The sequence below is a fragment of the Pueribacillus sp. YX66 genome (assembly GCF_041725775.1).
Classification (GTDB): Bacteria; Bacillota; Bacilli; order Bacillales; family UBA6769; genus Pueribacillus.
The window spans coordinates 26,237-39,031 of sequence record NZ_JBEUEL010000008.1 but is presented as its reverse complement, the minus strand read 5'-3'; the positions used below and the strand labels follow the sequence as shown (position 1 = coordinate 39,031).

Below are 12,795 nucleotides of genomic sequence, written 5' to 3'. Positions count from 1 at the left end.
ATAAATCGACAGTTGGCTAACATAAGGGCAACATGCTTAATTTTTTCATGCCCCTTGTATAATTTTTAACGATAAAACCCTATTTCTGCACTTACAATCCGGTCTTTCCCATTAATATCGACCGTCGTTTCGATGTTAGCGTCAGGAAATTGCTCGTGAAGTAATGCAGCGACTGTTTTTGATTGTCCAACTCCGACTTCAAAGCCGATAATCGCTTGTTCGTTTATCACTTCTGGCAGTTGACGAATGAGCTTGCGATAAATTGCATATCCGTCTTTTCCACCATCAAGGGCAAGATGAGGTTCATGTGCACGTACATTAACATCTAATTTAGAAATGGCATTTGTCTCAATATATGGCGGATTGGAAACGATAATATCAAAGCGGTTTCGTTTTGAGATTACCGGATATAACAAGTCTCCATGTACGAAGGTAACGTTCGTTGCGTTAAGTCGCTCTGCATTTTGTTTTGCCACTTGTAAAGCATCTTTCGATATGTCTGTCGCTGTCATTTCAAGTTTTTTAGCTTCACACGCAAGCGTGATCGCAATGACACCACTTCCTGTACCGACGTCACAACCTGTTATGGTTTGTTTTTTATAAAACCGTGCAGTCATTTTTTGAAGCATGAGTTGGACAAGCTCTTCTGTTTCCGGACGCGGGATGAGAACCGATTTGTTAACGAGGAACGAACGACCGTAAAAATGCTCTTCCCCAATTAAATATTGGACAGGAAGCCCTAGTTTATGACGAGTCATGAGTTCTTGAAATTGTTCTATAATATCGTCAGGACACGTCTCTCGTAAATTTGAAAGTAATTGCGTCCGATCTAACCGTAACAAATGAGCGAGCAATAGTTCCGGAGCAGTTGTCTTTGTATTTAAAAAAGAAGAAGCCCAAAACAAGGCTTCACTAATTTTCCACTTTCGATTTGTCATGATGTTCCTACCTGTTTCATACGTTCTGCTTGATCTTCAATAATAAGTGCATCAATAAACTCATCAATCTTTCCTTCTAAAATCTGATCGAGTTTTTGAATTGTCAGTCCGATGCGATGATCAGTTACACGATTTTGTGGAAAATTGTACGTCCGTATTCGTTCAGAGCGGTCGCCGGTACCGACAGCCGATTTCCTCGTTGCATCGTATTCTTCTTGTGCTTCTTGTTGAAATTTATCGTAAATGCGTGCACGCAATACTTTCATTGCTTTTTCTTTATTTTTAATTTGCGATTTTTCATCTTGGCACGACACGACGATTCCAGTTGGAATGTGTGTCAGTCTAACTGCTGACATCGTCGTATTGACGCTTTGTCCACCTGGTCCACTCGAAGCAAATGTATCCACACGAATGTCTTTTTCATGAATATCCACTTCGACTTCTTCTGCTTCAGGCAAAACTGCCACAGTTGCCGTTGACGTATGAATGCGGCCACCTGATTCCGTTTGCGGAACACGTTGGACACGATGTGCCCCATTTTCATATTTCAGACGCGAATACGCACCTTTTCCATTAATCATAAAAATCACTTCTTTGTATCCACCAAGTTCTGTATACGATGCTTCGATAATTTCGATTTTCCAATTTTGCATTTCGGCATAGCGGCTATACATCCGATACAAATCGCCAGCAAATAATGCCGCCTCATCGCCACCAGCTGCTCCGCGAATTTCAACAATTACGTTCTTGTCATCATTCGGATCTTTCGGAAGAAGTAATACTTTCAACCGTTCTGTAAGCGTTTCTTCTTTTTCTTCTAGCTCCGCAATTTCCATTTTAACCATTTCGTGCATCTCATCATCAAGTTTATCATCAAGCATTGATTTCGCATCATCTAATTCGTCTTTTACTCGTTTATACTCACGATATACTTGAACGGTTTCTTCAAGGTCAGATTGTTCTTTCGAATATTCTTTTAGCTTTTTCGGATCAGCAATAACGTCTGGATCACTTAAAAGAGCGTTTAATTCGTCATATCGATTTTCAAGCGCTTGCAAGCGTTCATACACGATAATTCCACTCCAATCAATCAATGCAATTCATCAGCATAACAGTACTATTATAATATATGTAATGGATGTATAACAATCTTTACAATGCCTTTCTGTTTGATTCCTAATTAGTTATTTCGACAAAGTTTATAAAGAGAAACTAAAGCAATGTATAATAAAAAGTGAATAAATTTAGAAAGGAAATTTTTTGTTGCTTATTTTTTTAAAAGATCTAATAAAACCTCGTTTTTTTACACTAGACTCATTTGCTCCATAATAATTACTATTTCATTAGCTCTTTGATAGGGTTTGAACCGAAGGAAAATTCAATAAATTGGGTGTAGATAATATTGGTTAAAAAGAACTTAGCATTTAAAGGTGCTGTATCTTTATTCACAAATAATATTCAAGTAGCAATCCAAATTTTATTTTTAGCAATTATTCCTATACTTTTTATTTGTATACAGTTTTATTGTTTTATAACGAAATCATGATCGGTTTAATGTTTTATATTTATAATTCTGTTCACTTGTCTACTGGTAAAGGAAATTCTTTATTTCAAATGATTACATGCCATAATTGAACTGCAAGCCTTTATCATTGCGACAGCCTTAGCATATTGTATAAACCGATGGATCGTTAGAAAGTTATAAATTTGTTTGGTCAGCAAAGAGAAGTAAATTACACCTTAAAGGAATTGTTACTCTATACTTCTTTTGTCTTTTTAGTTATGATAACTCCAATGATCGCCGCTTTTTTGTAGTAAAGTAAGAACCAATGATAAAAACATACAAAGCGTGTATGACACAATCCCGAAGCGTTATGACACAAATTCGCAAAAATGTAACAACAAAGTGCCTCAATGAGTGTTCCATTGAGGCACACATTGTCCGCTAATCTTGCATCATGAGACGGATCGTGTAGCGTGGCATAGCCTTTTGTAGCTTATCGTAAAGGTTATTCACTTCGTCATCAGTCACATTTTTTCCTGTGCGAACATGAACGTAAGCACGATTTCCGACAATTGCGACCATGCCGGGTTCAAAATCGCTTTCGGTTTGAACAAGGTGACGAATTTTGTCTTGGTCGTCACTAATCGAAAGCTGTTGATCAGAGAGGTTTCTAATGCTTTGCGGGTTTTGATTCGTATCATAATTGTAACGAATGCCTTCCCCGCTTCGCGTCCACTTATGATTAACTGGTCCAACACCAAAAAATTGATCTCTCATCGGCATATCATTTGGATTTGCTTGTGGAGGCGACGGGTTATTACATGCAGCTAGCATGGCGACCAATGTGCCGGTGAGCAAAAGTCGTTTCATTCATGGACACCTCCCTTTTCATTAAGATGTCCGATTTATTAAGCAAATATAGTTGTTCAATTTTCCCATAACGATACTTACCCCAATTTTGCAACTTGACATTTACTGCTAAACGAAATGGATAAATAAAAAAACTCCCTGACAAGAGAGTTGTAAAAGTATGAAAGCTTCAACTGTTTAAGCTGAAGCCTCATTGTATCCGCAACGCATATAGCGTTTATTTAAGGTTATACTTTTTCTTAAAGCGGTCAACACGTCCACCTGCGTCAGCAAATTTCTGACGTCCCGTGTAAAAAGGGTGGCATTCAGAACAAATTTCAACACGCAAGTTTTCTTTTACAGAACCTGTTTCAAATTCATTTCCACAAGAACATGTTACGGTCACTTTTTTATATTCCGGATGAATTCCTGTTTTCATCTCGTTCACTCCTTCCGCCCTGAATCCATTATGAGAAACAGAGTTTACTTACACATACAGAAAAATTATAACAGCGGAAAAAAGAATACGCAAGTGCAATTAAGTAAACTTATTATAACGTGCACTGTTATCAGTTATCTGTTTACGTTCTTGGTCTCGTTCCATATTTTCTCTCAAATTGTCAAAAAGGGAAGTCTATACGAAAATATAAACAAGTCACTTTTAGTTATTTCCACTTTTTTCTTTTTTGAAGCGTTCAAAAAATTCTTTGTTCGTTTTTGATTCTTTCAGTCGCTTTAAAAAGTGTTCTACAAATTCTACAGAGCCATCCATCGTTTTACGAATAGCCCATAACGTATCTAATTCATTTTTCGGAAGTAGGAGCTCTTCTTTTCTCGTCCCTGACTTCATAATATCAATCGCTGGGAATATTCGGCGTTCAGCAAGACGTCTGTCAAGGTGCATCTCCATATTGCCTGTCCCTTTAAATTCTTCGTAAATGACGTCATCCATACGAGATCCTGTTTCAACTAATGCTGTCGCTAAAATCGTTAAGCTTCCGCCTTCTTCAATGTTACGTGCAGCGCCAAAAAAGCGTTTCGGGCGGTGAAATGCAGCAGGGTCAATTCCACCTGATAACGTTCTACCACTAGGAGGAATAACGAGGTTAAATGCTCTAGCAAGCCTTGTTATGCTATCAAGCAAGATGATGACATCTTTTTTATGTTCAACGAGGCGCATCGCCCGTTCTAATACGAGTTCAGCCACTTTAATATGATTTTCTGGAGTTTCATCAAATGTTGAATGAACGACATCGCCTTTGACTGAACGTTCTATATCTGTTACTTCTTCCGGCCGTTCATCGATTAAAAGAACGATCAATTCTGCTTCTGGATGATTCGTCGATATGCTGTTCGCTATTTCTTTAAGTAGCATCGTTTTCCCTGCTTTTGGCGGAGCGACGATTAATCCTCTTTGTCCGAAACCAACAGGGGCAAACATATCCATAATTCGCGATGAAATTTTATCTGGTTCTGTTTCAAGTTGAATTTTTCGTTCGGGATACAGAGGAGTGAGGGCTGGAAAATGAACGCGTTCCTTGGCTAACTCTGGTTCTTCACCATTAACTGCTTCAACGTGCAACAATCCATAATATCGTTCGTTTTCTTTAGGAGGACGTACTTTTCCTGAAACGTTGTCACCGTTTCTTAAATCAAACCGACGAATTTGCGACGCGGAAATGTAAATATCTTCCATACTTGGAGAATAATTAATCGGACGTAAAAAACCAAATCCTTCATTCGGAATAATTTCCAAAATGCCTTCCATAAATAAAAGTCCGTCTTGCTCAGCTTGTGCTTTTAAAATTGAAAATATAAGTTCTTTTTTATTTAATTTGCTGTAGTATGAAACTTTATACTTTTTTGCTTGCTCATAAAGTTCTTTCAGTTTCATATTTTCTAATTCTGATAGATTTACTCCCATTACGACACCACGCTTTTACTATTTAATTTTTATTGCTTAACCATCATTTCTTCGTGTAAAAATTGGGATTGGTTATAAAATTGAAGCATAAGAGAAGCACAGGGGATTTTATGTAAGCTCGTTCCCCACTATCATAAGCAGGAAACGGTTGCTTTAGCAAGTTTAGCCAATTATTTATTTTTCCATAACATTTACATCGTGTCTCGCTTGAATGATGCGAATTGTATTCGTTTTTGCTTGCATGAGTAACGTTTCTGTAGTTACATAATGCTTCTGAAAGCGAACACCTTTTACTAACTCTCCATCAGTCACACCTGTTGCCGCAAATAGGGCATCATCACCTTTGACAAGGTCTTCCGTACGAAAAACTTGATTGATGTCTGTTATTCCCATCCTATGACAACGTTCAATTTCTTGATCATTTTGAGGCGCGAGCTTTCCTTGAATTTCACCACCGAGACATTTTAACGCGACAGCAGCTAATACTCCTTCAGGGGCGCCTCCTTGTCCAAATAAAATATCAACATCGGTTCCTTCGTATGCAGTATTAATGGCTGCAGCTACATCACCATCAGTAATAAGTTTAATTCGTGCACCTGCTTCTCGGATGTCTTGAATAAGTTGAGTGTGTCGATCACGCAAAAGAACCGTTGCGACGACATCTTCGATCTCTTTATTTTTTGCCTTAGCTACGGCTTTTAAATTATCCGCTACGGAAGCGTTAATGTCAACTTGCCCTGCCGCTTCAGGTCCTACTGCAATTTTGTGCATATACATATCTGGCGCATGAAGTAAGTGCCCTCTTTCAGCGATCGCCAAAACGGTAAGCGCATTCGATGAGCCTGATGCAACAATGTTTGTTCCTTCTAATGGATCAACAGCGATGTCCACTTTTGGTCCGTTTCCGGTACCAAGCTTTTCACCGATGTAAAGCATTGGGGCTTCATCCATTTCACCTTCGCCGATTACGACAATACCTTCCATTTGAATCGTGTCAAACATATTTCTCATCGCTGTCGTTGCTGCAGCATCTGCTTCATCTTTTTTCCCTTTTCCTATCCATTTTGCTGACGACATAGCCGCTGCTTCAGTCACTCTTACAATTTCCATTCCTAAAGTTCGTTCCATTCTCACTACTCCCTAAAAGACGTTGTTCAAAAAGTTCGGTTGATCGACCGCAACGTTAGCATGACTACATTAAAACTCGCTAATGACAAAGCGAAAATTTTTAATCTCAAGTTAAACATCCTGTACGTTTAGCTTTTCGCTCTCTATGATCCTTTTTTATAAAATTAAGCTAAAAATTTTTAACGTGTGCTTCTTGTTCTTCTTCTGTCATTTTTTCTCGCCACACTTTAGCACCAAGCGATGAAAGTTTGTCGATTAATTGTTCATAGCCACGATCGATATGTTCAAGACCATACACTTCTGTAATCCCATTAGACATTAATCCAGCTACTACTAAAGCTGCTCCCGCTCGTAAATCACTTGCTTTTACTTTTGCCCCTTCAAGCTGAGACGGTCCATTAACGATCGCAGAATTGCCTTCAACTTTAATTTTTGCACCCATACGCCTAAGCTCATCGATATGTTTAAACCGAGCTGAATAAATCGTATCCGTCACGATACTTGTTCCGTCTGCTTTTGTTAAAAGTGACGTAAAAGGTTGCTGCAAATCGGTGGGAAAACCGGGGTAAACGAGTGTTTTCACATCAACAGAAGATAAATGTTCTTTATTGTTCCGAATAATCACATAGTCTTCATATGTTTCAACACCGACTCCCATTTCTCTAAGCTTTGCAATTAATGATTCTAAATGTTGTGAAATGACATTATCAATCGTCATCTCTTTGCCCATTGCAGCAGCAATAATCATATATGTACCCGCTTCAATTCGATCGGGAATGATCGAATGATAGCAACCATGCAGTTCTTCAACGCCGTCAATACGAATGACGTCTGTGCCAGCTCCTTTAATTTTTGCACCCATACTTGTCAGCAAAGTTGCGACATCGATAATTTCAGGCTCCTTAGCCGCGTTTTCAATGATCGTTCTACCTTTCGCTTTTACCGCCGCAAGCATAATGTTAATCGTCGCTCCAACACTGACGACATCTAAATAAATTTTGGCACCGATAAGTTCGTCCGCTCGCAAATAAATCGCACCTTGCTCGTTCGTAACTGTTGCACCAAGTGCTTGAAAACCTTTTATATGCTGATCAATAGGGCGTGGTCCTAAATTGCAACCGCCTGGAAGTCCAATCACTGCTTTTTTAAATCGACCAAGCATCGCGCCCATTAAATAGTAAGAGGCTCTTAATTTTTTTACATTGCCATTTGGCAGGGGCATCGCAATCATATTTTCTGGGTTGATCGTAAGCTTATTGCGATCGAGCGTAACATCACCGCCAATTTCTTTTAACAATTCACTTAAAATCCAAACGTCTGAGATGTTCGGCAAATGATCGATAACAACGGTTGAATTCGCAAGAATAGCAGCAGGTATAAGAGCAACTGCGCTATTTTTTGCTCCGCTTATTTCGACTCTCCCTTGCAAAGGATGGCCTCCTTCGATCATTAGCTTATCCATGTTGGTCTCCCTTCTTTCTCATCGAGCTACAAGAAAAAACTTACTACCATTGGCAAGCATTCAAGCGTAGCTAGAAGTCAAGTTGCGCCTGTACTATGAACCAAAAATCCGACAATTCTATGTTTGTGTATTCAAAAATGTGTTTTATATAATTCGTAGTTCTATTCTTTCCTATTTAAATAATTTCATGTATTTTTTTACCATTTTCTAAATAATGACTAGTGAAAATCACAAATGAATGACATATGTATGATACAAGAAACATACTACATCTCGCTCTACTTTACTAGTGAATGTTTCATTTGATTATGATTGTGTTTGATTCCAATCCGCTAAAAATTTAGCTAATCCTTGCTCGGTTAATGGGTGAGTTAACAGTTGATTAATCACTTTAAAAGGAATGGTCGCAATGTGAGCACCGCTTAGAGCTGCTTGTGTTACATGGATCGGGTGACGAATTGAAGCAGCGATAATTTGTGTATCGATATTATGAATTAAGAAAAGCTTTGCAATGTCACGAATGAGTGGGATACCTTCTTGGCCAATATCATCTAAGCGACCTAAAAATGGAGAAACATATGTTGCTCCTGCACGGGCAGCGAGCAATGCCTGGTTAACAGAAAAGACGAGTGTAACGTTCGTCTGAATATTTTGATCACTTAACGCTTTAACTGCCTTTAAGCCTTCTTGAGTAATCGGGACTTTTACAGTTATGTTCGGCGCGATCGAAGCGAGCTGTTTTCCTTCTTCAATCATCCCTTTTGCATCAGTAGAAATCACTTCTGCACTGACGGAACGATCGGTAATAACGCTTGTAATTTCACGCAATCTGTCATGGAAATTGACATTTTCTTTTGCTACGAGTGATGGATTCGTCGTGACACCCGCTAAAACTCCAAGTGCATTCGCTTCTTTAATCTCCTCAATGTTCGCTGAATCGATAAAAAATTTCATTCGCACTTCCTCCTCATTTAGGGAAAAACCGTACATTGCGGTAAATAGCTTGTTGCGTAACGTTCGCATACATCTTCTTGATCAACGTTTATCTTCTTAAATTCAACGTATGCGAACGGTTGTCGGTCAGCCTTAAGCTTTATTTGATGACCCAAATTCGCGTATTTTACTTTTTACTGTTTCTTTAATCGCATCACGTGCCGGACCTAAATATTTACGCGGATCGTATAAATCTGGCTTTTCCGCTAAAACTTCACGCACTGCGCGTGTTGCTGAAATTTGATTTTCTGTATTGACGTTAATCTTTGCGGTACCGAGTGAAATGGCTCGTTTAATATCTTTTGTAGGAATTCCTGTACCACCGTGGAGTACGAGCGGTACGCCTGTAAGCTTCATGACTTCCTCCATGCGATCAAAACCAAGATTTGGTTCACCTTTGTAAGGACCGTGAACCGATCCGAGAGCTGGAGCGAAACAGTCAACACCTGTTCGTCGTACAAGCTCATCACACTCACTCGGAATAGCATACATTGCTTCTGCATCTTCTACGACTAAATCGTCTTCTTGACCACCAATACGCCCTAGTTCAGCTTCAACTGAAACTCCGACTGCATGTGCGACATCGACCACCCGTTTCGTCAGTTGGATATTTTCTTCAAGCGGTAAATGAGAACCGTCAATCATGACAGACGTAAAACCTGCGTGAATCGCTTCTACACACTTTTCAAAGCTTGAACCGTGATCTAGATGAATCGCAACAGGAACGGTTACATTGTATTCTTCCATCAGTGTCTCAACCATTTTCACAACAACTTTAAAGCCACCCATATAACGGCCGGCTCCTTCTGAAACACCACAAATAAGCGGTGATTGTTCCTCTTCTGCTGCTTGTAAAATGGCTTGTGTAAACTCCAAATTATTCAAGTTAAATTGACCGACAGCATAGCCTTCTGCTTTCGCTTTTTCCAACATCTCTTTCATGGAGACTAAAGGCATCGTATAAATCCTCCTATATGTATGCATGATTTCCGTATTATTATAGCATAATTCGGTAATGAATCGAAAAGCTTAACACAATTCTTTTTTAACAGAAGTTCGAATTTCATTAATGTCAAATGGCTTTAAAAAGTAAGCAATTGCACCTTCCTTTACTGCTTCACTCATTAAATTTAGCTCTCCATAAGCGGTCATCATCATCACTTTAATATTTTTATCATAGTCTTTAATATGTTTTAATATGTCCAAGCCGTCCATTCCAGGGATTTTTACATCGAGCAAAACTAAATCTGGCTTCTCATTCTGAACTATGTTCAGCGCTTCCTCTCCCGTTTCCGCTACATACGTTTCAAATCCTTCCTTAGCGAAAACTTCACGAAGTAAGATCCGGATTCCATATTGATCATCGACAATTAACAAGCGTTTACTCATATTTCACCTCGTCCCGCCTCACACTATTTAGTTTATATAGCTCTTGTCAATTTCATGTTTTTGCCCCATTTAAGCTTTTTCGCCAAAAAAGACTAAAATCCTGCTAAAAGAAAACTCTTTCTAAAACTGAATACTAAAAAAAGCAGAACGGAAATGGGATTTTCCGTTACTGCTTTAATGCTGCTGAGATAAAGCCTTCAAAAAGCGGATGTGGTCTCGTCGGTCGCGACTTAAATTCTGCATGAAACTGTGAAGCGACAAACCAAGGGTGATTGCTCAATTCTATAATTTCTACGAGATCACCCTCAGGACTTGTCCCTGAAAAAATAAAACCAGCTTCTTCCATTTGTATTCGGTATTCGTTATTAAATTCATAACGATGGCGATGACGCTCGTATATATCTAAACTTTTGTAGGCTTCAAATGCTTTTGTACTTTCTTTTAATTTGCACGGATAAACACCTAATCTCAATGTGCCACCCATGTTTTGAATGTCTTCTTGCTCAGGAATGATATCGATAATCGGGTGCGGCGTATGCTTATCAAATTCTGTTGAATGTGCACCTTTGAGTCCTAGGACATTGCGAGCAAACTCAATGGAGGCAAGCTGCATTCCTAAACAAATTCCAAAATACGGAATTTGATGTTCACGTGCAAATCGAATCGCTTCAATTTTCCCTTCAATGCCACGATCTCCAAATCCTCCAGGTACGACGATTCCTTTCACGTCTTTTAATCGCTCATAAACATTGTCTTTCGTTACTTGTTCGGAGTCTACCCATTCAATTTCGACTTCTGTATCAAACGTATAGCCGGCATGATTCAATGCTTCAACGACTGAAAGATAAGCGTCGTGCAATGAAACATATTTACCGACGATTGCGATTTTCGTCGTTTTAGTTAAGTGTGTTACTTTATGAACGAGCTGTTTCCATTCGCTCATCTCTGCTTCTTGGCAATCTAGCTTCAAATGTTCGCAAACAATTTTATCTAAATGCTGCGCTTGTAGATCTAGCGGAATTTTATACAACGTATCGGCATCACGGGCTTCGATAACAGACTTCGAATCGATATCACAAAAAAGAGCGATTTTGTCTTTCATTTCTTGTGGAACAGGAATCTCTGAACGAACGACGATCACATTTGGTTGAATGCCAAGGCTACGTAGTTCTTTCACACTATGCTGAGTCGGCTTTGTTTTCATTTCACCTGCTGCATGCAAATATGGAATGAGCGTACAATGAATGTAAAGTACATTTTCAATTCCTACATCACTCTTTATTTGGCGAATCGCTTCAAGAAATGGCAAGCTTTCAATATCACCGACAGTCCCGCCAATTTCTGTGATGACGACGTCTGAATTAGATTCTCTACCTGCACGAAATACTTGCTCTTTAATTTCATTCGTTATATGTGGAATCACTTGCACAGTTGCACCTAAATAATCACCACGGCGCTCTTTTTTTATTACGCTTGAATATACTTTTCCCGTCGTAATATTATTGTATTTCGTTAAATTAATATCGATAAAACGTTCATAATGACCAAGATCTAAGTCTGTTTCAGCCCCGTCTTCCGTCACGAATACTTCACCATGCTGATATGGACTCATCGTGCCTGGATCAACGTTAATATATGGGTCAAACTTTTGAATTGTTACTTTTAAGCCACGATTTTTTAGCAATCGACCAAGTGAAGCTGCTGTTATGCCTTTTCCTAGAGAGGAAACGACACCGCCGGTTACAAAGATGTATTTCGTATTCATGAGTTGCCCCCCTCTATCCGTTAGGATTTCCTCATCATAAAATAAAAAAACAAAAGCGGTACCCCGTAAACGTATGGGGGCGCTTTTGTTTCACGGTTAAACTAAATATGATCAAACGTAAAGCCCAAAAATGATTGTATCGATTCTACCTTCTCCTGTCAAGAGAGCTATTCGAGCTTATTCCCCTTCTTCTAAGATGTTAAGTTCATCATCTTCTTCGATAAAGTCTTCATCATCTTCAGCGATTTTATCGACGTCTAGTTCATCGATTTCGTCTTCAAGATCGAGCTCTTCCTCGTCTTCTTCTAATGCCGAAATTTCATCTTCATCGATCTCTAGCTCGACAATTTCATCATAATCATCAAAATCATCTTCAGCCACTTTCTTCCGTTTTTTCGGTTTAATTGTTGTCGCTAGCTCTTCTTCTGTTTGTTCAACTGGATACCAGCTTTTTAATCCCCATTTGTTGTCACCGAGAGCTACGAATCGTCCGTCGATGTTCATATCTGTATAAGCTTGCACGAGCCGAGCTTTCTTCTCATGATTTGACCAGCCTTTATATTCAGCAATTTTATCCATAAGTGTATAAAAATCTACCGGCTTTCGTTCATCGTTTAAATAATGGTACATAATATCAATCATTGGCGTTTCTAATATTTCTTCTTTTGTTAAGTTGTCGATAAGCGACATAGAGGCACTTCCTTTCTTGAGCATTCGATAGAAAATCATACCAATCATTATAAACAAATTATGCACCGATTTTCCACACATAAACGTATTTATTTTAAAAGATTATTAAAATGTTAGCTCTACAATTTTTGTCTGACATCTCGCCTCTAACCT

12 protein-coding genes are annotated in these 12,795 nt (G+C 38.9%); all 12 read right to left on the bottom strand.

Annotated features, from left to right (window positions below):
• Positions 1–65 precede the first annotated feature (65 nt).
• Positions 66–938 carry a peptide chain release factor N(5)-glutamine methyltransferase gene (gene prmC / locus ABU914_RS05495; protein ID WP_379668730.1) on the bottom strand — a complete coding sequence of 291 codons (873 nt, stop codon included), beginning with the start codon at positions 936–938 and terminating at the stop codon, positions 66–68.
• Entirely contained in the window at positions 935–2,008 is a 1,074-nt protein-coding gene (prfA, locus tag ABU914_RS05490) for a peptide chain release factor 1 (RefSeq protein ID WP_379668729.1), read from the bottom strand. The genes prmC and prfA overlap by 4 nt, the downstream gene beginning before the upstream one ends.
• Positions 2,009–2,883: 875 nt before the next feature.
• Complete coding sequence (locus ABU914_RS05485) at positions 2,884–3,312, bottom strand: hypothetical protein (protein ID WP_379668728.1); 429 nt, start codon at positions 3,310–3,312, stop codon at positions 2,884–2,886.
• A gap of 217 nt (positions 3,313–3,529) precedes the next feature.
• Positions 3,530–3,730 carry a 50S ribosomal protein L31 gene (gene rpmE / locus ABU914_RS05480; RefSeq protein WP_379668727.1) on the bottom strand — a complete coding sequence of 67 codons (201 nt, stop codon included), beginning with the start codon at positions 3,728–3,730 and terminating at the stop codon, positions 3,530–3,532.
• 222 nt (positions 3,731–3,952) lie between these two features.
• Positions 3,953–5,215: a transcription termination factor Rho gene (rho, locus tag ABU914_RS05475; protein ID WP_379668726.1), complete on the bottom strand. Its 1,263-nt coding sequence runs from the start codon at positions 5,213–5,215 to the stop codon at positions 3,953–3,955.
• Positions 5,216–5,389: 174 nt separating this feature from the next.
• Entirely contained in the window at positions 5,390–6,343 is a 954-nt protein-coding gene (gene glpX, locus ABU914_RS05470; protein ID WP_379668725.1) for a class II fructose-bisphosphatase, read from the bottom strand.
• Positions 6,344–6,512: 169 nt separating this feature from the next.
• Complete coding sequence (locus tag ABU914_RS05465) at positions 6,513–7,805, bottom strand: UDP-N-acetylglucosamine 1-carboxyvinyltransferase (protein WP_379668724.1); 1,293 nt, start codon at positions 7,803–7,805, stop codon at positions 6,513–6,515.
• Positions 7,806–8,111: 306 nt separating this feature from the next.
• Positions 8,112–8,759, bottom strand: a complete 648-nt coding sequence (gene fsa / locus ABU914_RS05460) for a fructose-6-phosphate aldolase (RefSeq protein WP_379668723.1) — start codon at positions 8,757–8,759, stop codon at positions 8,112–8,114.
• Between the two features lie 132 nt (positions 8,760–8,891).
• Positions 8,892–9,755 carry a class II fructose-1,6-bisphosphate aldolase gene (fba, locus tag ABU914_RS05455; RefSeq protein WP_379668722.1) on the bottom strand — a complete coding sequence of 288 codons (864 nt, stop codon included), beginning with the start codon at positions 9,753–9,755 and terminating at the stop codon, positions 8,892–8,894.
• A gap of 72 nt (positions 9,756–9,827) precedes the next feature.
• Complete coding sequence (locus ABU914_RS05450) at positions 9,828–10,187, bottom strand: response regulator (protein WP_379668721.1); 360 nt, start codon at positions 10,185–10,187, stop codon at positions 9,828–9,830.
• A 166-nt stretch (positions 10,188–10,353) separates the two neighbouring features.
• On the bottom strand, positions 10,354–11,952 hold the full coding sequence (locus tag ABU914_RS05445; protein ID WP_379668720.1) for a CTP synthase: 1,599 nt from the start codon (positions 11,950–11,952) through the stop codon (positions 10,354–10,356).
• A gap of 177 nt (positions 11,953–12,129) precedes the next feature.
• Complete coding sequence (gene rpoE, locus ABU914_RS05440; protein WP_379668719.1) at positions 12,130–12,642, bottom strand: DNA-directed RNA polymerase subunit delta; 513 nt, start codon at positions 12,640–12,642, stop codon at positions 12,130–12,132.
• Between the last annotated feature and the right edge of the window lie 153 nt (positions 12,643–12,795).

What these genes read in the sequence shown, in the direction of transcription:
- fsa (WP_379668723.1), bottom strand. Translation starts at nt 8,759, where the DNA reads ATGAAATTTTTTATCGATTCAGCGAACATTGAGGAGATTAAAGAAGCG.
- ABU914_RS05485 (WP_379668728.1), bottom strand. Translation starts at nt 3,312, where the DNA reads ATGAAACGACTTTTGCTCACCGGCACATTGGTCGCCATGCTAGCTGCA.
- prmC (WP_379668730.1), bottom strand. Translation starts at nt 938, where the DNA reads ATGACAAATCGAAAGTGGAAAATTAGTGAAGCCTTGTTTTGGGCTTCT.
- rho (WP_379668726.1), bottom strand. Translation starts at nt 5,215, where the DNA reads ATGGGAGTAAATCTATCAGAATTAGAAAATATGAAACTGAAAGAACTT.
- ABU914_RS05445 (WP_379668720.1), bottom strand. Translation starts at nt 11,952, where the DNA reads ATGAATACGAAATACATCTTTGTAACCGGCGGTGTCGTTTCCTCTCTA.
- ABU914_RS05450 (WP_379668721.1), bottom strand. Translation starts at nt 10,187, where the DNA reads ATGAGTAAACGCTTGTTAATTGTCGATGATCAATATGGAATCCGGATC.
- fba (WP_379668722.1), bottom strand. Translation starts at nt 9,755, where the DNA reads ATGCCTTTAGTCTCCATGAAAGAGATGTTGGAAAAAGCGAAAGCAGAA.
- rpoE (WP_379668719.1), bottom strand. Translation starts at nt 12,642, where the DNA reads ATGTCGCTTATCGACAACTTAACAAAAGAAGAAATATTAGAAACGCCA.
- rpmE (WP_379668727.1), bottom strand. Translation starts at nt 3,730, where the DNA reads ATGAAAACAGGAATTCATCCGGAATATAAAAAAGTGACCGTAACATGT.
- glpX (WP_379668725.1), bottom strand. Translation starts at nt 6,343, where the DNA reads ATGGAACGAACTTTAGGAATGGAAATTGTAAGAGTGACTGAAGCAGCG.
- ABU914_RS05465 (WP_379668724.1), bottom strand. Translation starts at nt 7,805, where the DNA reads ATGGATAAGCTAATGATCGAAGGAGGCCATCCTTTGCAAGGGAGAGTC.